This is a genomic window from Streptomyces sp. NPDC005070 (assembly GCF_053600395.1).
This window is the reverse complement of the sequence record NZ_JBSFZS010000042.1, coordinates 25,035-44,272: the sequence shown is the minus strand read 5'-3', so window position 1 is coordinate 44,272 and position 19,238 is coordinate 25,035. Positions and strand designations below refer to the sequence as shown.

General features: G+C 67.3%; 13 protein-coding genes and 1 pseudogene. 6 read left to right on the top strand and 8 right to left on the bottom strand.

The genetic code is table 11. From position 1 onward, the window contains the following. Positions 1 to 344: 344 nt before the first annotated feature. Both ACWEBX_RS16710 and ACWEBX_RS16705 read left to right on the top strand, forming a co-directional pair. Positions 345 to 971: a SigE family RNA polymerase sigma factor gene (locus ACWEBX_RS16710; protein WP_361685434.1), complete on the top strand. Its 627-nt coding sequence runs from the start codon at positions 345 to 347 to the stop codon at positions 969 to 971. Further along, a complete protein-coding gene (locus ACWEBX_RS16705) occupies positions 968 to 2,089 on the top strand; it encodes a hypothetical protein (RefSeq protein WP_451885575.1) in 1,122 nt (373 codons plus the stop codon). The genes ACWEBX_RS16710 and ACWEBX_RS16705 overlap by 4 nt, the downstream gene beginning before the upstream one ends. 63 nt (positions 2,090 to 2,152) lie before the next feature. Here the strand turns inward: ACWEBX_RS16705 and ACWEBX_RS16700 are convergent, their stop codons facing one another. Continuing rightward, positions 2,153 to 3,037 carry an SURF1 family protein gene (locus ACWEBX_RS16700; RefSeq protein WP_451885574.1) on the bottom strand — a complete coding sequence of 295 codons (885 nt, stop codon included), beginning with the start codon at positions 3,035 to 3,037 and terminating at the stop codon, positions 2,153 to 2,155. Positions 3,038 to 3,086: 49 nt separating this feature from the next. Further along, on the bottom strand, positions 3,087 to 3,461 hold the full coding sequence (locus ACWEBX_RS16695; RefSeq protein WP_451885573.1) for a nuclear transport factor 2 family protein: 375 nt from the start codon (positions 3,459 to 3,461) through the stop codon (positions 3,087 to 3,089). 207 nt (positions 3,462 to 3,668) lie between these two features. Between ACWEBX_RS16695 and ACWEBX_RS16690 the strand changes: the two genes are divergently transcribed. After that, positions 3,669 to 5,498, top strand: coding sequence for a prolyl oligopeptidase family serine peptidase (locus tag ACWEBX_RS16690; RefSeq protein WP_451885572.1), 1,830 nt, complete (start codon positions 3,669 to 3,671; stop codon positions 5,496 to 5,498). Positions 5,499 to 5,572: 74 nt separating this feature from the next. On the opposite strand, the gene ACWEBX_RS16685 is transcribed toward ACWEBX_RS16690, so the two are convergent. The 3 genes from ACWEBX_RS16685 to ACWEBX_RS16675 form a co-directional block, all read right to left on the bottom strand. Then, the gene (locus ACWEBX_RS16685) at positions 5,573 to 7,573 is read right to left on the bottom strand and encodes an NAD-binding protein (RefSeq protein WP_451885589.1); all 2,001 of its coding nucleotides are present in this window, start codon (positions 7,571 to 7,573) and stop codon (positions 5,573 to 5,575) included. 1,035 nt (positions 7,574 to 8,608) lie between these two features. Further along, positions 8,609 to 9,085, bottom strand: a complete 477-nt coding sequence (locus ACWEBX_RS16680; protein ID WP_451885571.1) for a hypothetical protein — start codon at positions 9,083 to 9,085, stop codon at positions 8,609 to 8,611. Between the two features lie 15 nt (positions 9,086 to 9,100). Next, entirely contained in the window at positions 9,101 to 9,634 is a 534-nt protein-coding gene (locus ACWEBX_RS16675; protein WP_451885570.1) for a hypothetical protein, read from the bottom strand. Between the two features lie 625 nt (positions 9,635 to 10,259). Between ACWEBX_RS16675 and ACWEBX_RS16670 the strand changes: the two are divergent. Continuing rightward, positions 10,260 to 11,211 (top strand): annotated as a pseudogene (locus ACWEBX_RS16670) (LacI family DNA-binding transcriptional regulator); the annotation flags it as partial. 332 nt (positions 11,212 to 11,543) lie between these two features. Here the strand turns inward: ACWEBX_RS16670 and ACWEBX_RS16665 are convergent. Continuing rightward, a complete protein-coding gene (locus ACWEBX_RS16665; protein WP_451885569.1) occupies positions 11,544 to 13,610 on the bottom strand; it encodes an NACHT domain-containing protein in 2,067 nt (688 codons plus the stop codon). 943 nt (positions 13,611 to 14,553) lie between these two features. Here ACWEBX_RS16665 and ACWEBX_RS16660 point away from each other — a divergent pair. Both ACWEBX_RS16660 and ACWEBX_RS16655 read left to right on the top strand, forming a co-directional pair. After that, a complete protein-coding gene (locus tag ACWEBX_RS16660) occupies positions 14,554 to 15,186 on the top strand; it encodes a hypothetical protein (protein WP_451885568.1) in 633 nt (210 codons plus the stop codon). Continuing rightward, on the top strand, positions 15,152 to 16,327 hold the full coding sequence (locus ACWEBX_RS16655; protein ID WP_451885567.1) for a helix-turn-helix domain-containing protein: 1,176 nt from the start codon (positions 15,152 to 15,154) through the stop codon (positions 16,325 to 16,327). Before ACWEBX_RS16660 ends, ACWEBX_RS16655 begins: the two co-directional genes overlap by 35 nt. A 78-nt stretch (positions 16,328 to 16,405) precedes the next feature. Here ACWEBX_RS16655 and ACWEBX_RS16650 read toward each other — a convergent pair whose 3' ends face one another. Further along, a complete protein-coding gene (locus tag ACWEBX_RS16650; protein ID WP_451885566.1) occupies positions 16,406 to 17,809 on the bottom strand; it encodes a hypothetical protein in 1,404 nt (467 codons plus the stop codon). Positions 17,810 to 17,910: 101 nt separating this feature from the next. Beyond that, entirely contained in the window at positions 17,911 to 19,155 is a 1,245-nt protein-coding gene (locus ACWEBX_RS16645) for an XRE family transcriptional regulator (RefSeq protein ID WP_451885565.1), read from the bottom strand. Positions 19,156 to 19,238 lie beyond the last annotated feature (83 nt).

Genomic DNA, 19,238 nt, shown 5'->3' with positions numbered 1-19,238 from the left:
CACTTGTACGGACTCGTGTCGGCGTTCGAAGATTTACTGCCGTCCCACGCAACCGCGCGCGGGGCCGTGAGCGTCTTCGCCGTCGCCATTCAGGGGCGTCCGGGGGGCGGCGGAGCATTGGGCACAGGGGAAGAGCTGTTACGCATGAGGGCATCTGGTGCACTGTCGCGCGCGCGGGACGGCGTAACGGCGGGGAGTCCGGGGGGCGTTCCTGGGGAGAGGTTTCCGGCCGGAGCGGCACCCGCCGCGATTGTGACGCCTGTCTCGTACAACCCTCCCGGGGGGACGTGTGTCCAACTGGCGTGGCAGAGGTACTCGAATTCACCGCGGTCCAGACAAGGGGCATGGCCCTGCGTCCACCCCGCCGACCCCGCAGCCCCGGCGCGCCCGGCGGCATGCCGGTGATCGCCCCCATGCCCTCAGCGCGGCCCGCCCGCATCCCGAGTCAGCGTGACGGCGCCCAGGACAGCCTGGCGGCGGGCACGACCGTCGACCATCTGACCGAGACCTACCGGGCGCACTACCGCTCGCTCCTCGGTCTCGCGGCGCTTCTGCTCGACGACACGGCCTCCTGCGAGGACGTCGTCCAGGAGGCGTTCATCCGGGTGCACTCGGCGCGCAAACGCGTCCGGGACCCGGAGAAGACGCTCGCCTACCTGCGTCAGACCGTCGTCAACCTGTCGCGTTCGGCCCTGCGCCGGCGCATCCTCGGCCTCAAGCTCCTCTCGAAGCCGATGCCCGACATGGCGAGCGCCGAGGAAGGCGCGTACGACCAGTTGGAGCGCGACGCCCTGATCAAGGCGATGAAGGGGCTCCAGCGGCGCCAGCGCGAGGTCCTGGTCCTGCGCTACTTCGCGGACATGACCGAGGCTCAGGTCGCCGAGACGCTCGGTGTCTCCCTGGGTTCGGTGAAGGCGTACGGCTCGCGTGGCATCGCCGCGCTCCGTGTCGCCATGGGGGCTTCGGCATGAACGAGCACGACGGCCGGCGGCGCCCCGAGGACGAGGGACGCCCGGAACACGAGCACACGCAATCGCACGCTGGGAACGGAAATGTGAACAACGGCCCCGACGAACAGCCCGGCACACCGGACACGGACGGACCGGGACCCGAAGGGTTCGGCGGCGACGAGCTGGCACTGCGCCGGCTGCTGCACCAGGCCGTTCAGGAGATCGAACCCACCGACGGCACCCTGGAGCATCTGCGCCGGGCGGTTCCGGCGCGGCGGGCGCGCAAGCGCCAGGCCGTGGTCGGCATGGCGGCGGCGGCTCTCTTCATGGGCACGGCGATCCCGGCGTTCGTCCACGTCTCCAACTCCTCGGGGTCGAACCCCGACCCGTCCATCGCGGCCAACAGCTCACAGGCCCAGGGCGGCGCGAGCGAGGGCAAGGGATCGGACGGCGGCTCCGGCAAGGCGGCGGGCTCGACGGGCACGTCCAAGAGCGACGACGCCAGGACGGAGACACCGGGCGGCACGGACAAGGGCGCGGGAGGGGCCGCCACGGGCGGCACCGATCCCTCTGCCTCCGCCTCGGCCGCTCTCACATGCACGGCGGACCAGCTCGGCGGGGCCTCCGGTACGGCGGGCGCACCGGACGCCGCCGGCGCGGTCTACGGCTCCTTCACCGTCTCGAACATCTCCACCACCGCCTGCACGGTCACCGGCGCCGGCACGGTCAACGCGCTCGCCCAGGGCGCGGCGGACCCCGCCAGGATCGGTGTGGCGACGCATGTGGGGGGCGACGCGGCCACCGCGCTGCCCGACCCGTCCACGGAGGTCACGTCCCTGGTGCTCCAGCCGGGCGCCTCGTACGTGGTGAAGTTCGCCTGGGTGCCCTCGTCGACCTGCCCGACCGTGGAGCCCTCACCGGACCCCACCCCGACGCAGGGAGCCACCGACACCGGCGGTACGACCGCCGGCTCCGGCGCGGAGGGCACCTCGCCCCAGCTCCTCGTCGAGGACGGCACGCTGGACGGCAGTGTCGTCGTCTCCGGTACGGCGGCGACCGGCGGCGCGAGCGCGTCGGTCACCGTGGGCAATGCCTGCGCGGGCACGGTGTATCGCACCGGGATCCTGGCCTCGTCCTGACGGACGGGTGATCCGTTCGGTACCGGGCGGCGGCGGTGGTTCGTCGCCGCCCTGTCGGTCCGCTCAGGCCGTCCCGGACGGCTCGACCGCGGTGGCGGCGGCGTCCTCGGACTCCTTCTCCGGCGTGGCCGTGGCGGCCATGGCTTCGGGGGCGGCCGGGGTTTCGGGGCCGCCCGAGGGCTCCCGGGTCTCCGGCAGCAGCCCCAGTTCGGCGTCGCGGGCGAACTCCGTCTCGCGGCGCAGCAGGCGGAACCACATGAAGACGACGAAGCCCGCGAAGACGAACCACTCGCCGGTGTAACCGAGGTTCTGGAACGCCTTGAGGTCGAGTCCGGTGTTCGCCGGCGCGCTCGGAGGCACCGCCTTCATCCCGGCGTCGGCCTTGTCGAGCGTGATCCACGCGTCGTACAGGGTGTACGGCACGAGGTTCACCAGTGACGCGGAGCTGATCGCGGCCGTCTGCCCGGCGGGAAGCCCGCCGACCGCGCTGACGCCGTTCGAACCGGGACTCTCGGACGCCTGGAGCGAGCCCGTGACCGTGACCTCGCCGGTGGGCGGGGCCGGGGCCTTCGCCGCGTCCGCCGTGCCGGGCAGCCAGCCCCGGACGACGGGCAGCGTCTTGCCGCCGTCGACCCGCAGCATCGCGAGCGCGTAGTACCCGCTCCTGCCGTCCAGTTCCCGGCCCGGGACCAGCAACTGCTTGCCGTACCGGCCCGTCGCGGTGGTCCGCCTGCCGGACGTCTCGGTGGTGACGGGCAGCATCGAGGCCAGGGGCCGGGCGGCTTCCGTCCTGGCCGACGAGGCCGCCGCGTCCGCCGTCCGGTGATCCTGAACGCGGTCCTCGAACCGCCCCAACTGCCATGACCCCATGAAGACGCAGAAGGGGATGGCCAACAGCACGAAGACGTTGATCCCCCACCAGCGGGGCGTCAGCAGGAACCGGTACACGCCGTCCACGGTACGGTGCGGCCGGGCCGGACTCGCCCGTGGGGCCTGCTCAGTACCGCTCGGCCAGATGGTCCCGGGCCGCCGGAGGCTCGTAGGGCTCGGGCCAGAAGTCGGTCACCGTGGCGATACGGCCCCGGGCGTCCGCCGTGAAGAACGTGATCGCGTGCATCTCCTCCAGGCCCACTGTGACGTGGGTCCAGGTGACGGCCTGACCGGGCTCGGCTATGACGCGCTCGATCCGGACGTGCCAGTCGCCCGGGTACTCCCGGTTGAACTCGACGTACCGCTCCCGGCCGCTGATGCGCTCGCGCGTCTGCGGCAGGGTGTAGACGACGTCCTCGGCGAGCAGCTCCGCGAACGCTGCCCAGTCCCGGGCGTCCGCAGTAGCCCAGTAACTCTCGACGGCCTTGCGTAGATCGGTCATGCGAAAAAGTCTGCACCTCGCCACTGACAACGGCCCTGACCTGCGAACACGCCGCTTCCGCGGGACTGGCCCGGACCGTGTTCCGGGAACGCGGGGCCCGCTTCGCGTGCCGGCCGGCGGTCGGCCGAGCGTGCCGGCGCCGAGAGGTTGTCCACAGGCTGGGGACCTCCCCGGCGCGAGACGGGCCGGGCCAGGCACTATGGGGCCATGACTGAGAGCACCAGGTCCACCGAGCCGCAGCAGGCAGACATGCCCGACTGGGAGAAGCGCTTCCGGGCACCGCGGGTGTCGCTGCCGGACTGGGCGGAGGACGCACCGCACCGCTCCCTGTTCGTCTCGAACGCGACGGGGACGTACGAGCTGTACGCGTGGGACCGAGCGACGGGGGAGCAGCGCCAGGTCACCCACCGGGCGAACGGCACGACGGACGGGGTGCTCTCGCCCGACGGCGAGTGGATCTGGTGGTTCGACGACAAGGACGGCGACGAGTTCGGCGTCTGGCGGCGCCGTCCGTTCGACGCCGCCCTGGTCGTGGGCGATGTGGACGACCCCGCGGTTCCCGGCCTCGACCCCTCCTACCCCGCGGGCCTGGCCATCGGCCGCGACGGGCGCACGGCCGTCGTGGGCCGCTCGACGGACGAGGACGGATCGACGATCCACGTCGCCCGCGCCGGCGACGCCACGGTGGAGATCTACCGGCACCGCGAGTCGGCCGGGGTCGGCGACCTCTCGCACGACGGCTCGCTGATCGCCGTCGAGCACACCGAGCACGGCGACGCGATGCACTCGGCGCTCAAGGTGCTGCGCCCGGACGGTTCGGCGGTCGCCGAGCTGGACGACACCGAGGGCGGCACGGTCGAGCTGGGCCTCGAAGTGCTGGGCTTCGCCCCCGTCGACGGGGACAGCCGACTGCTCATCGGGCACCAGAGGCGCGGCCGCTGGGAGCCCCTCGTGTGGGACGTGGCGACGGGCGAGCAGACCGACCTGGGTCTCGACCTGCCCGGTGACGTGGCCGCCGAGTGGTATCCGGACGGCTCGGCCCTCCTCATCGCGCACAGCTTCGAGGCGCGCAGCGACCTGTGGCGCTACGACCTGGCCTCCGGCGAGCTGGCCAAGGTAGCGACCCCGCCCGGCACGGTCTCCGGGGCGACGGCCCGTCCGGACGGGACGGTGGAGTACCTGTGGTCGTCGGCGGCCGAGCCGTCCGTCGTCCGCTCGACGACCGGCGAGATCGTCCTGGACCCGCCGGGCCAGAAGTCCCCGGGATCCGTCCCCGTGGAGGACGTCTGGGTCGAAGGCCCCGGCGGCCGCGTCCACGCCCTGATCCAGAAGCCGGCAGGCGCCACAGGACCACTGCCCACCGTCTTCGAGATCCACGGCGGCCCGACCTGGCACGACAGCGACTCGTTCGCGGCGGGCCCGGCGGCCTGGGTCGACCACGGCTACGCGGTGGTCCGGGTCAACTACCGCGGCTCCACGGGTTACGGCCGCGCGTGGACCGACGCGCTCAAGCACCGCGTCGGCCTCATCGAGCTGGAGGACATCGCGGCGGTCCGCGAATGGGCGGTGAAGTCCGGCCTGGCCGACCCCGACCGGTTGATCCTCACCGGCGGCTCCTGGGGCGGCTACCTGACCCTCCTCGGCGTCGGCACCCAGCCCGACGCCTGGGCCCTCGGCATCGCCGCCGTCCCGGTCGCCGACTACGTCACGGCGTACCACGACGAGATGGAGGCGCTGAAGGCCATGGACCGCACGCTCCTCGGCGGCACCCCGGAAGAGGTCCCGGAGCGCTTCGAGGCGTCCTCCCCGCTGACGTACGTCGACGCGGTGAAGGTCCCCGTGTACATCTCGGCCGGGGTCAACGACCCCCGCTGCCCCATCCGCCAGATCGACAACTACGTGACCCGCCTCGGCGCGCGCGAAGCCGTCCACGAGGTCTACCGCTACGACGCGGGCCACGGCTCCCTGGTCGTCGACGAACGCATCAAGCAGGTCCGCCTGGAACTCGACTTCGCGGAACGCCACTTGGGCAAGTGACGCGGTGGCCCGGGCTCTGCCGAGCCCCGGGCCACGCGCCCGCCCGCTGCCGCGGCTGTCGGCCGAGTCCTGGGCTACGCCCCCGCCCGCTGCCGGGGCCGACGGCCGAGCAGTTCCGCCAGTCCTCGTCGCGTCGCGGCGAGGACCACGCGGTCCTCGGGCCGCAGGACATAGGTGGAGGGCAGGTCCCACACCAGCCGGGGACCGCGCGCGCCGGGCGCCGGGTCGGCCCGGCGCTCCTCGGGGGTCGCCGTGTCCAGCGCGAGCACGCGCCAGGACCCGGCCCGGAACGCGTCTCCCACCGTGCGCCCTTCGAGCTGCGGATGTCCGCCCACGTCCACCGCGGCGAACAGCAGTACCCGCCGCTCGACGGGAATCGCCCCGAGGATCTGTCTCCCCAGCATCGCTCCGGCGAACGCGGGCGCGGCGAGATGGGACACGCTGCGGCTCCGGGTGAGCGCGCCGGGATGCGCGGCCCGGAGGGTGCGGTAGACGGCGGTCGCGAAGTCGTCGTCGTACAGCCGCAGTACGACCCGCAGATCGGGCTTCAGGGTGCGGGCGGAGAGTACGGCCTCCAGGTTCATGGTGTCCGCGCTGGTCAGTGCCAGCAGCGCGTGCGCCCGATGGATCTTGGCGGCCTCCAGCACCCCTTCCTGTGTGACGTCCCCCAGCACCACGGGCACTCGCAGACTCCGTGCCAGCGCGAGCCCCCGGGCCTCGGGATCCGCCTCCACGCACACCACGGGGATACGCAGTTCACGCAGCCGCGCCAGCACCCGCGTACCGATCTTGCCGACCCCGAGCAGCACCACGTGTCCGGACAGCCCCCGGGGCGGTTTCCGCAGAGCGCTCCCGCTGCGGAACGTGCCGAGCGCCTCGAGCACGGCGGCGAGCAGCACCGGCAGCAGCAGCAACCCGACCAGCCCCGAACAGAGTTGGAGGATCTGCCGCCCGAGTGGCTGCCCGATGGCCGGGTCGTTGATGGCGAAGAGATCGAGCAGGGTCAGATACGTGGCCTGGAGCGGTTGCTCCCCGGTGACCAGCATCGACGCCACGGCGAGCCCGACCACGCACGCGACGAGCCCCACGAACGACCAGCGCAGCCGCCGGGACAGCAGCGAGCCGAACCACGGCACGACCCCGCGGCCGGAGCTCAGTTCGGGCCCTGAGTACGACACGTTCTCCAGGACGACGGTGCCGCGCCCGGTGGCGGCGGCCACCGCCCTTTCGTCGGGGAGGAGTTGAGGCCCCTGCGCACCGCTGCTCTCGGAACCGTCGGCGCCGGCCGGGTCGTTGGTCGTGGCGGACAGCAACGCCAGCGTGCACAACCCCGGATCGGCGACCGCGCCCGGACCGGGCGGCGGCCGCTCCACCGCGCGCAGCATCAGCCCGTCGGTCTGGACGACCTTGCTGGTACCGGCCACGGCGGTGGCGGCGAGCGCGGGTGCGGCGGTGTCGGCGTCGGACAGCACGGTGGTGGAGGCGTCGTAGGCCTCGGTGTTCCGGCCCGCACGGGAGGCGTCCGAACCCGGGCCGCCCCCGGTGGAGTTCGCGCCGCCCGCGTCCGGTGCGCCGTCGGGTCCGGCAGCGGTGGCGGCAGCGACGGCCAGGGCTGAGGCCTGGTCGAGGAGAGCCTCGATGTGCTGGCCGAGACGCCGGTTGTAGAGCCGCAGGACCAGCCGGATCCGCGGGTTGAGCCGCCGGGCGGTGAGTGCGGCACGGATGTTGGTCTCGTCGTCGTCGTACACGAGGGCGAGCGCGGTGGCCCGCTCGACGCCCGCGTAGGAGAGCGCGTTCTCGGTGAGTTCGGCGGCCTCGACGACCCGCTCGGAACCGGACGTCTCGTCGCTCCCGCCGGTCCCTCCGCCTCCCCCTCCACCGTTCCCGTTCCCGGAGGCCCGGTTCACGGCCGCGGACACCCGGTCGAACAGGGCGGTGGCGCGCGCCCGCCCGACGACCGGCGGCCGCACACCATGCTGCGCGGGCGGCACCACGAGGGTCACGCGCTCGCCGTACACCCCACGCAACTCGGCGGCCAGCCGCTGGGCCAGGGCGTCGTCCCCGGCCACCACCATGTGCTCGGCGGCGTCACTCGACGCACTCTGAGACGGAAGATTCCCCACGGAGGAGAAGACTGCCGCACGGACGCGGGTGGTTCCAGTGAGGAGACCGGGCCGCCCCGGTCCCTCCCTCTGTTCCGCCACCGAAATTCAGCGGGTTCAGTACCGCCGCCCTACGGACGGGGCACGACCCTCGGCACCAACGGAGCTGCCGGTTACCACAGTTCGTCCGGAACCAGCCGACGCGACAGATCAACCCTCACAGTGCAGCATCATGCCGCTGTGCCGAGGCTCCGTAGTTGTCACCGACGACACCGAATAGCCTGCGAAGGAACCACGTCGAAGCAGTCGGGCTGTCACCAGAGAGGCGCTGTAGTTGTCGCACACGGTCGATGGTCGGCCTTCCTGTCACCGGGGCGTCGTGTGACTCGCGACGACCTCATCGCCATGCTCCGCGAACAGACCCCGGCATGCGGGCCCGCACGTGACGCCTTGATCGCCGGTGCTGACTTCGTCATCTGGGACAGCTTGGTCCCGGCCAACCGGCACGCGGGCGTCTTCCGGGGGCGAATGCACCACTCCTTGAAGCGCGGCCACACGATCGATGGCCTGGCCGACAGCGTTGACATCCTTCGGCGAGCCGGGGAAGAGCCGCTTCGTACCGGATCCATCGACGCGGTGGACAGGTCATCCTGGTTCACCATCTTCCTGAACTCCACGGTGACAGCAGTGGTGGCCTGCTGCGGGGGACGCCGGCCCGCCGGCTCGGAATCGGCCGACACCCCCGAGTCCGGCGCCCCACCTCACAGGTGACAACAAGCCTGCCCATGCGACAGCTGTCGCGCGTCGGCTCAGCCGCACCACCGAAGCGCCACGTGGAACATCCTCCAAAACTCGTCCCGCTTGGTCGCCGTGGACCCTGCGGTCTTCTTCTGGCGGCTCACGCCCGCACGGACCCTCTCGTTGACGAGCGTGGCCCGGCGTGAGAACGCGTCGCGTAGCTCGTCCGAAGAACGCGACGGATGCTGCCAGGCATCGGCGCGCTCGTTTCTATTTCCCTGGTGGCTGGGTGACGACGATTCGCCAGATCACCGAATCGTCCGCTGAGAACTTCCACGCCAGTTCGTGCATTTGGGCGTGCGGTATCTCGGCGGTGAATACGCCGGTCCCGTCACCGCACTGAGACCCGGCGAGAGGCTTTCCGGTGGCGATGATGTCGAATTTGGAGGGACCGGCGCATGTCCACATCACCGTGATGGATGAGGCCTTCCCCGCTGACGCGGGAAGCGTGACACCGCCCTTACCGTGCCCCGTTTTTGTGTACAGCGTCTTCGATCCGACAGGGAGCGACGACTGGACCGGATTGGGAAGGCGGTCCGGGCTCGTTGGGGTCTGTATCGCAGAGGGGGGCGTGCCGGCCCCCGTCTCCGCCCCGTGGGTGGCGGCCGCCCGGGGGTGAGCCTCGCCGGAACAGGCCGACACGAGCACCAGGGCCGACAGACCGACGACCAGCAGGGAAGGCTTCATCAGATCGTCCTCAGCTCACGAGTGGGCGATGTAGGGCGAGAGCGCAGGGAGTTTGGCGGTCCCGTGGTTCGTGACCCTCCACGCGCAGCCACCGTTGTAGGAACCCTGTTCCCAGTTGAAGGAGTATCCCTTCGAGCCGAGGGCGAGCCATCCGTCCCGCTGGTTCGCCGGAACCTTCCATGAGCCGCCAAGGGTGACGGTGGTGGTCTTCGCGTAGGAAACCGAGCCGCCGAAGGTCTCCTCGGCGGAAGCGACGATGATCGACTCGCTGATTTTTGCCGCATAGGTGAAGGTGCCGGTCCAGGTGTGGCCCTTGGCCACCGAGACCGAGAGCGTGACGCCGGACTGTCCGTAGACGGTCTTGGACTTGTCACCGACGAACACGCTCTTGGCCTTGGTGATGGAGATGGTCGGGTCGGGCGGGCAGCCGTCCGGGTGCACCGGACCATTGGTGACGGCGTCGGCGTCGTCCGGTGCCTGAGGGATCGGGCTCCCGTCCTGGTCGGCATTGACCGGCGTCGGGGCGTCTTCCGCGAATGCAGTGCCCACGCCCCCGGATCCCATAGCGAGAAAAGCGGTCAGCGTAGCGGCTGTGCATGCGCGAGTTATGGCGTTCATCGTTCCCTCCGTTGCCGCTCCCCCCGGAGCGGCATGAACAGAACAATCGTGGACTGCCTGGGTGATCGTCAAGGAAACTCGACTGATCTGAGCGGGACTTGAGCATGACGATTGAAAGGGGGTCATTGGCTATACCTTGGCCTCGTGGGCAAGCAAGCGGAATCTCACGCTCCATCGATGCGAATCGACCACGCGAGCGCGAAAATGTTGCCCTTTCAGCAACCTCTTTACCCAATCAAGGAATCCGAAGGATTGATCCTTGAATTTATCTTCGATCTTCATGGCAGTTCGCCGGACAGGTCGGTGGACCACTTTGGTCGGTCGGGCGACGGACTCGGGGCAACTGATCGGGACTGTGTGGGACGTGCTGCCGGCGCCGCTCGGAACTCCCGCGAGCATGATGCGGCTGGGTCAGTCACTATGACCGGCAGCGGCCGGTGGGGAGGCATCTGCGGGTGCCGGTGGACGCGAGGTTGATGGAGCGGTGGCCGGGAGGGTTGGTGCGAAGAGTCTGAGACCGAGATCAACGAGGCCGCAGGAGCAGCCGCGGGGTGCCTCTTCGCTGCTGTCCGGCCGTGACGACGAATCCGTAGCTGTGGCGCTGAAGGGCTACACCGGCATGCGATGGGGCGAAATCGTCGGACTGGAGCGCAAGTTCGTCCGCCCTGCCTCGGCTCGGGTGGAGTGGCAGCTTTACGAACTCGACTCGGGGGAGTTCGAGCGCTGCCCGCCCAAGGACGACTCCCGCCGGACCATAGACACACCCAAGTGGCTATCCGGCTTGGTCGCAAGCCATATCGCCCGGACTTGGGTCAGCACCCTGCTCGTGCCACGAACACGCCTACGTGTTCCGTGGCCACGCTCCCGCCAACGGCACCGCCCGGCACGTCGGCGCAAAGCTGGTCGACGTCGCCCGCCGCGCCGATGTCTCCCCGGCAACGGTGTCGAACATGCTGAACCGGCCGGACACGGTCGCGGAGCGGACACGAACCAGGGTGGAGACAGCCATCGCGGAACTCGGCTACGTCCGTGCGGGGCACTCAGCGGCGACGGCGGCGGACTGGCGACGGACCGGATGTGCGACCTGGTTGTTCCAGCCGGCCACGACAGGCTGGTACCCGAAGAAGCCCCCAGGAGGCGCGCCCTGTGCGGGTGATGGCGGACCCCTGGCCGGGAGTGCCGGCGCGGGGCCGGAACGCCTCTGGCAGGGCAGGGCGGACGCGTGCTGGCTTCCGATCGCGCGAGGCCTCACTCCGCATGGACTCAGGCACTCTCACAAGACGGTCATGGAGGAACTCGGAATCCCGCCCAAGCTCATGAATGAGCGCCTTGGGCACCAGGACGGTTCGGTACAGGCGCGCTACTCGCACATCACCGCGCGGATGAGGAACCGGCTCATGGATGAACTGACCGAGCAGTGGGAGGAGCCGTTGGCGGCCCGGTCCGCCATGCATCCGCGGTCACCGTTGCGCGCACTCGATGTCCTGCTGAGAGCGCGCCGGGGATGAAGCCTGGGGAGTGGAATTCCTTGATCCACTCCCTGTTCATTCCCCAGAGGCCCCGAGAAACGAGTCAGGGCCGGTTTCCCGTGAAGGGAAATCGGCCCTGACCTGGTGTTTTAGCTGTCGGGGTGGCGGGATTTGAACCCACGACCTCTTCGTCCCGAATTAGGCCCTGGAAGATTGTCTACCTGTGCTCCAGGTCAAGCACGCTGGTCAGAGTGTTGGGGAGCGTCGGTCTCTGTCGGCACCTCAGGGGTCCCTACGCAAGATCGTCTCCAGGATTTCTCCAAGCCGGCAACCTGGATCACAGCGCGCCCACTTCTGGAATCCACTTCCTGTCAGGGAGTGGGGTGCGCGGCGAGCCAGTCCTGGAGTTCCCGGTGGCGGAGCTGGTAGGCCACGCCGGAGATCCGCAGGAGTCCTGCCTCGTAGGACCAGTTCAGGAAGGCGCCGAGATGCCAGGGCAATCGGCCCCGGACGCAGAGCAGGAAAACCAGGTAGCGGCGACCAGCCCCGGTGAACCCGTTGTACAGCCCGGCCAGAAGCCCGAACGTGAGCGCGAGCGTGAGCCCGATGGCGAGCCCGACGGCGAGCCCGACGGCGAGCCCGGCCGTGAGCCCGAACGCGAGCCCGAACGCGAGCCCGAGCGCAAGATCGTCCCTCACGGGATGACGCGGGTCTGTCGGCGGACCATCTTCCAGGCGTTCCGAGAGCCCGAGCGCGATCCCGACCGTGAGCCCGATCGTGAGCCCGACCATGAGCCCGATCGCGAGCCCGACCGCGAGCCCGGGCGCGAGCCCGATCGCGAGCCCGATCGCGAGCCCGAGCACGAGCGCGAGCACGAGCGCGAGCGCGAGCCCGCCCGCGAGCCCTTTCGCGATAGTCCGGGCGAGCTGGTGGCGGTGGGTTCGGCTGCGCAGCCGCTGGAGCTGAAACGTTCGAGGCTCTTGGAGGCGAGAATCACTGGCCTGCGGGATAGTTCCCAGGGCAAACAACACGAACCCGGAGGCGATATACAGATGGGCGACGACTGGGAAGCCGATGGGGAGCTGCAACAGGAGCAGTGGGCCGGAGACGAGAGGGAGGAGGACGGCGAGCAGCGCGTCGGCGGTGCGGACTCGGCGGGGACCGGCCATGGGCCACAGCTGGTGGAGGACGATGTCGGTGCTGTTTGCGGTGGATGCCGGTGTGGTGGTGGCGAGGTGGGCGGCGAGCGCGGCGAGCCAGTGGTGGGTCTGGTCGGGGTGGTAGCGGTTGGGGCGGGTGGGGTGCTGGTGGGCGGCTGCGGGCAGGTAGCGGGCGAGGAGGTGGTCGCGGGCCGCACTGGGGGAGGCCAGGGTGAGCAGGTGGTCCGGTTCGCGGAGGTAGGCCAGGGTGGCGGGGTGGCGTTCTTCGTAGGCGGTGGCGGCCAGGTTGAGGCGCCAGGGGGTGGCAAGGGAGCGGGCCAGGGTGCCGCCGGGCGCGGTCGTGAACGTGTCGATGACCGGCCGCCAGCGGTCGGGGCTGGTGCTGCGGGCGGTGAGATAGGCGGCGGCTTGGCCGGGGCTGACGTCGTCGAGTTGGATGCGGGCGGCCTCACGCATCCGCAGGTCCAGGTCGGCTAGGTCCTCGTACTGGGTGGTGCGGCAGGTGAGGATGACTGGGGCGCTGCCGGTGGGGTCCTGGTAGGCGTTGAGTTGCTCCAGGGCGCGCGCGGCACGGCGGCGGCTGGCTGGAGTGGTGTCGGTGTCCATCTCGTCCAGGCCGTCCAGGACCGGCAGGACGTGGTACCCGTCCATCAGCGTGGTTGCGTCGGCGAGGGTGATGCCCTGGGCCCGGAACTGCTGGTGGACCTGGTGGGCGAGCCATTCCTGAAGGGGGTGGTCGGTGTTCCAGTCGGCCAGGGAGAAGCGGACCGGGACGGGGTCGGTGTCGGTGCGGCCGGGGTGGGTCAGCAGTCCGAGGATGAGGTCCAGGGCGAGCAGGGTCTTGCCGGCGCCCGGTTCGCCGGTGATGGCCAGGCGGGCGGGGCGCAGGTTCTGGTAGTAGGACACGATGTCGGTGAGGCGGCCGTGGGCTGCGGCGCCGGTCGCATTGTTGGCGGGTTCGGTGCGCTGGTGGAAGGTCACGTCGATGCGATGGGCGCCGGGCCCGATCATCTGGGCGCGCTGCCGGGCCTCGGCCGCGGCCACGACGGCGGCCAGCGTTTTCACCTTTGCGTCGGTGTCCGCTGCGGCCTCGCGGCGGTCGTCACGGTAGGCGGCCCAGGTCAGGTAGGCGCCCGGTATGGTTGGGGCCAGGGCGACGAGCGTGGCGCCCAGCCGTGCCACCTGGAAGTGCTTGGACAGCCACAGCGCCAACATCACGGTCACGGCCTGCAGGACTGCATAGATGGCGGCTGGCCGGCGGGTCCGTGATCGTCTCATGTGACGTATGGTCGCCAGTCCGCTGAGTAGCGGGTGGACGATCGCCACTCTCGGTTCCGGACTGTGACACGGCAAGACATACCGGCGGCGTACCGAGCAAGGGCCGGTTTCCCGTGAAGGAAAACCGGCCCTGACCTGGTGTTTTAGCTGTCGAGGTGGCGGGATTTGAACCCACGACCTCTTCGTCCCGAACGCGATCAGGCGCCTTCGTGACCCTTGCCTAAAGGGCACCGGCCTGATCGTTCGTCCCTGGTGCAGTCCGTTCCTGTCCGAGTCCGTCCACGAGGGGCCGCACCGTTGGCCCCCTGTTTGGCCCCCTTCAGGGCGATCGCCCGGGCTGCAAGGTCTACGAGACGTCAAGCGTGAACGGCTGAGTATCTTGCCGTCGCGGAGCTCTCTGCTTCCGGCTCTCGTTCTGCTTGAGCAGATCGTAGGGAGGACTGGCGTGGCGCTCGGAACCCTGATCGATTGCCCGCAGTGCACGGACGTCAGCTCGCAAGAACGCATCTGCGCCGTCGCGTCCCACGAGTACGACGACCTCGCGGGCATCACAAAGCTGGTTTTCGCAGTACAGCTCTAGACGACCCTTGTCGTCAGAGACGTCTCCGAACGAGACAACGGCTGTCTGCCCGCCGCAGAAGTAGCACGGCACTGTCTCGCTAGCTTCCAAGGAGCGTCGAGCCCATGGGGCCGTGCCAGCGTCCCATCGCGGATGACGATCAACCATAAGTACCCCCCTAACGAGCGAAGTTGGTGGGTCACAGTGTGACGCAAGGAAGAGCACTTGTAGGTCGTTACTGGGACAGAAGGCGCACAGATGGCTTGCGTAGCCCCCATCACGTCCGGACTTCTGCGAGCCCGTGGGCCCTTCGCGTCAACTACTCCAAGCGACACCGTTCAAGGTTATTGCAAGTGTGTGATCTGCGGTTATAAAATAACCGCCATGCTCACACCTGAGGACGCATCATTCATCACGGCAGCTACTGAGGGGCTTTCGGCCCCCCTCTACGGCGCCCTTGATGCCGGCTACACCGCCTCGCACGGCCACTTCGACGAGCACGGCATGGTGGGTGATGGCTACTCAAAGGGGCGCACGGACCTCGCTCGCGATCACGCGCGCCGGTATGTAGAGCGGCTTCACGAGGACCGGAAGGATCTCGGCGGATGGGAGCCCATCAACGGCTCCAGCGGGCGCCTCCATCTGCGTAACGGAATGCTCACGCTTCGCATCCTGCATGCGACGCCCTATGACCTCATTCCGGCCCCGGGGCGCAACAAGGCCCGCATCAGCTACTACTACAATCGAACTGTTGACATGTTCGGTGTTGAAGCGAGCAACCTGCTGGCTGTCTGGCTGTCGCCCCGTGAAGACGGCGGGGAGATCTCCGTGCGGATCGTGCGTCCGATCGGGGAGTGGAAGCCGGGTCGACCGCCGAAGTTCGACCTGGACTTCGAGCTGCCGCGTGAGACTGAAGCGTTCACGGACTGGGAGTTCGTGCCGGACGACAAGGGCATCGTGCTGCCCTTCGAGTTCGACGAAGATGCGCGCGAAGAGGGTGAAGGAAGTGGTGCATGATCCTGCGGAGCGGATCCGGACGCTCCGGCTCCTCATGGGTTTGACTCAGGGGGAGTTGGCTCAAGCCGCAGGCGTGTCTCAGCCGATGATCTCGCAAATCCAAAAGGGTACCAAGGGCGTCACAGACGACCTCTTGAGGCGGATCGCTGAGGCAACGGGAACACCACGCTCATTCTTCGATGTTGATCCGACCGACCTGCCGACAGACACCCTTCTTTTCCGTAAGAAGGCGAGTACGTCAGTCCGTGAGGTTGGTCGGGTCGAAGCGACTGTGAGAGAGGCGTATCGGGTTTCAGCACGTCTTCTCACCGAGACGCGAGTTCGCCGGACAACTTTGCCTAGGGCCGAGGGGGAAATCTCTCCTGGTGCTATTGAGGATCTGGCCTCTGCAACACGAGATGCGTTGGGTATCGCCCGCGACGGGGTTCTTGGGCACGTGATCCGATCATGCGAGCGGGCGGGAATCCCAGTCGTTCCCCTTGTGCTTGTCGATGCTCAGGGGCACGGGGAAGACATTGTCGTTGGGCATTCTGGAGTCTCCTGTTGGCGGGGCCAGGCAGAGCCGTCACTAATTAGCTACTTCTCAGCCGGCAGTGGCGATCGGCAGAGGTTTACGGTGGCTCATGAACTCGGTCACTTGGTGTTGCATCCGGCAAGAAGGTCGGGACTTTCACCGAAGGAGGCAGAGACGGAAGCTCACCGGTTTGCCGGAGCCTTTTTGCTTCCCCGAGGGAGGGCTGACGAGGCGTTTGCTGGTCCTCTAATGCTGCGGGACTTTGCTGCACTTAAAAAGCGTTGGGGTGTATCCATCCAGGCTCTAATCCAGCGAGCACATGATCTCGGATACGTAGATAACGATCGCAGAGAAAGTCTGTACAAACAGATTGGTGCGCGGGGTTGGCGAACCAATGAGCCTGTGGTCGTACATCCTGAGCAACCATCTTTGATGCGGGCGATGCTAGCTCGCCGCTACGGCGAGCCGCCCGCTGTAATTCAAGCATCAGAGGATTTGGGTATTCACCCAGTTCTAATGAGGTCGCTCGCTCCCGAAAATGCCGCTAACTCGGCTCCGAAGAAAGAAGCCAACGTTATTAGCCTAGGAGAGCGACGTCAGCGTGTCGCACGCCTTAGAGCCTTGTAGCTTAAGGGGTTCGCTCATGGAGCGGGCCCCTTTTGGGCTTAGGGGGCCGACACGTAGTCGACGCGCGAAAGGAAATCGTTAGAGGCGTAGGCGTGATGCACTAGCAATCAAAACCTTCTGGGCCAGAAATTTGACAAGTTCGATGTCGGGCCCAAGCGCTTCAGCTTCTTTTGAGAATGGCAACAACAGATCCACGGACGTTCTACCACCGTCCTCCTTAGCGTGAACGATCCGACATCTGATGTCATAAACCCTATCTGCTACAGATTTCAGAAAGTCGTTCTGCAAGTTATTTATGTCCAAGATGGTGACATCTTTGATCTTCTGCTTTCCAGAGAAATGCTCAGAAAGCGTCTCGCTGTCTGTGATGAATTCCCTTATGTGTGATTCCGTTACGCATCCGCCGATTGTGGAACGAAGCTGGTCCCTCTCGCTGCCAAATCCCTTTCCTGTCCCCGAAGCCAGGCTGATGATTCGTACTAGATTTCTGTCGTCGTCAGGTCTGAATCGAGGATCTAGCAGCTCGTTGCGCAGCCTGGTCAGAGTGTCTCGATGGCTGAAGCTGGGAAAGAAGTATTCCAGTACTTGATAGTATGCCAAATATTCAAGCAGCGGGATTCCCCCGGATCTGCGGCCGTACCAGTACAGGCTTAGTGGCTTTTCTGGGTATTGATTTTGGGGGTTACGGGGCGGCTCTTGGGCTCTCTCTCGCGCGACGCGATTTCTAGACCTTCCTCGGGCCGATTCTTCGGAGGGGGCGATGGTGAGGACTGCTCCATATCGGAGGTCCAACTCGAAACATGCGGCGCCTGCCACCCGGTTGAGAATATCCAACGCCTCATCATGGCGCGTGGGATTAACCCCAGAGATGCGGAGTGATGTGAACCTTCCCAACCCAAAAGGAAGTGGCTCCCGATCTCGATTCCTGATGGATCCTTGGAAGCGGCTTCGCTCGGAAAAGATGGAAAATTCTTTCGATGCGGACCCAACTTCTACCTTCAGGTCGGGTCGATCCGCCGTAGGTGAGAACTCAAGAACCCAAGCGTCGTTGATGCCGATCCGCTCTCCTTGCGGATTCTGTTCATTTTCGGATTCTTCGTCCAGATCGGGGAATTCTAGTTGGGGATGCCCGATTCTGCGAACTCCAGGGATGTTTTGGATTCGACGCGCCGGGAAATTTGTCAGGATATAGGCTTCGATCGTTCCGCTGTTTTTGAAGTAAACGGCGTCGAATTCGCCGAGATATGTCATGGCCGGAAAATCGATGGACAGATACTCTGCTGCCGCTCCCTCGCTCACGATCTGCCAGCGCTTTTTTCTTCCATTCGGGAATGCGACTTTGAATCTGATATCTGGTTCCCACCAGACCCATTCAGTTTCGATTCCGTTTTCTGTGCATAGCCTCTCCAGTTGGAGGCGTGCATCGCGCTCATCCAGATCTGCCTTCTTTTGCTGGATGAGATCTGAAGTGTCATCTGGCACGGCCGACTCCCCTGTTGCTCGCGAAGTAGGGATAGATTAGCGCAAAGGGCGCATCATGTCTGAAGCTTGAGTAACGAGCGCGAGATGACGACGGACCCTTATCAGGGCAGGAAACCCGGCTTCTCGTTCCCAAGTGAGTGCAGGCGGGCGAGGTAGTCTTGTGCCGCGGGCTCTGAAGCGTATCGGCGTTTCATTTCAGCAGCGAGTTCCCGGCTGGTCATGATGAGCGACGGAACCGATTGGCGGTCGCCTTCGAGAGCGCGGGCCCCCATGATGAGTGCCTCTTCCAAGTCGCCCTGACGTGCTGCCGTAACTCCCAGCGTGACGCGGGCTTCCGCGTTGCGCATCGGCGAGCGTTCACGTCCGTCGAAGTCTGTTCCAGCCCTCAGTACTTCATCGGCGAGCGTGCGCGCCAGCTTGTCCTCGCCGACCAAGCGGTAGCAGTCCATCGAGTAGAAGTCGAACTTGGCGGGGTCCACCACGAAGTGGTTGTCCAGGTTCTCGGGATGCGGCATCCCTTCGAGGAGGCGCCGGCCCTTGTCGAGGGCCACCTCGACCTGTCGGCGGTCTCCAAGTCGCGCCCATGCCTTGGCTTCCTGGCCCGCGAGTTGCACGGCCACGCTGTGGTTCGGTGCCGCCTCGCCCCCGGCCTGCGCTGCCGAGATCACGCCGCGGTAATCGCCCGTCGTGAGTGCGAACCATGCCCGCATCTCGTGCGCCCACCCGGCAATCTCTGGATGGTCGGCTTCCGTCGCGAGCGAGAGGGCCGCCCGTCGCGTCGATTCGGCAGCATGACGGTCTCCCATGTCGTATTCGACGCAGCCGACCAGGAGGGCGAGCCAGCCGGACAGCGCGAGTACCTCGCGGTGCTGGGCCAGCGTGAGGCTCTTTGCGTGGAGTTCGACGACACGGCGCAGCCACTGGCGCCCCTCGATGATGAGCTGCCCGCTCGGCATGTATGGGTATTCCGAGCACAGTCGGTCGGTTGTGATCCGCAGGGCATCGAGCGTGGCGCCGTCGACATCCGACCGATTGAGACGGCTCACGATCTCCAATGTCTCCATACCGCTCGCTGCCAAGATCTCTCGGTCTCCGTCTCGCCGTGGCGGCGCGGGGAAGAGTGCGTGTGTCACGGTGCCGAAGGTGGCCGCGATGATCGGTTGGTAGAAGTCGTTCGGCGCCTGGCCGGACTCCCAACGCTTCCACTGGCGAATCATGCTCTCTTCCGCGGGCAGCTCCGTGGGAGCGTGTGCTCGGAGGGCCCTGACTGCGTCACGTTGCGACCAGTCGCGCGCCATCCGCTCAGCCGCGATACGCCGCGCCCATGCGGGCCTGTCGTCGGTCATGCGCCCTCCTCCGAGTGCTTGCTCTGAGTCTCGCGCGTGCGCCGGGGGGACAGGGAAGGTGACAGGCGGGTGTCACCGGGCAT

Coding starts and splice junctions, on each gene's coding strand:
- ACWEBX_RS16710 (WP_361685434.1), top strand. CDS start 345: ATGGCCCTGCGTCCACCCCGCCGACCCCGCAGCCCCGGCGCGCCCGGC.
- ACWEBX_RS16695 (WP_451885573.1), bottom strand. CDS start 3,461: ATGACCGATCTACGCAAGGCCGTCGAGAGTTACTGGGCTACTGCGGAC.
- ACWEBX_RS16665 (WP_451885569.1), bottom strand. CDS start 13,610: ATGAGACGATCACGGACCCGCCGGCCAGCCGCCATCTATGCAGTCCTG.
- ACWEBX_RS16690 (WP_451885572.1), top strand. CDS start 3,669: ATGACTGAGAGCACCAGGTCCACCGAGCCGCAGCAGGCAGACATGCCC.
- ACWEBX_RS16705 (WP_451885575.1), top strand. CDS start 968: ATGAACGAGCACGACGGCCGGCGGCGCCCCGAGGACGAGGGACGCCCG.
- ACWEBX_RS16645 (WP_451885565.1), bottom strand. CDS start 19,155: ATGACCGACGACAGGCCCGCATGGGCGCGGCGTATCGCGGCTGAGCGG.
- ACWEBX_RS16655 (WP_451885567.1), top strand. CDS start 15,152: ATGCGCGCGAAGAGGGTGAAGGAAGTGGTGCATGATCCTGCGGAGCGG.
- ACWEBX_RS16660 (WP_451885568.1), top strand. CDS start 14,554: ATGCTCACACCTGAGGACGCATCATTCATCACGGCAGCTACTGAGGGG.
- ACWEBX_RS16685 (WP_451885589.1), bottom strand. CDS start 7,573: ATGGTGGTGGCCGGGGACGACGCCCTGGCCCAGCGGCTGGCCGCCGAG.
- ACWEBX_RS16680 (WP_451885571.1), bottom strand. CDS start 9,085: ATGAAGCCTTCCCTGCTGGTCGTCGGTCTGTCGGCCCTGGTGCTCGTG.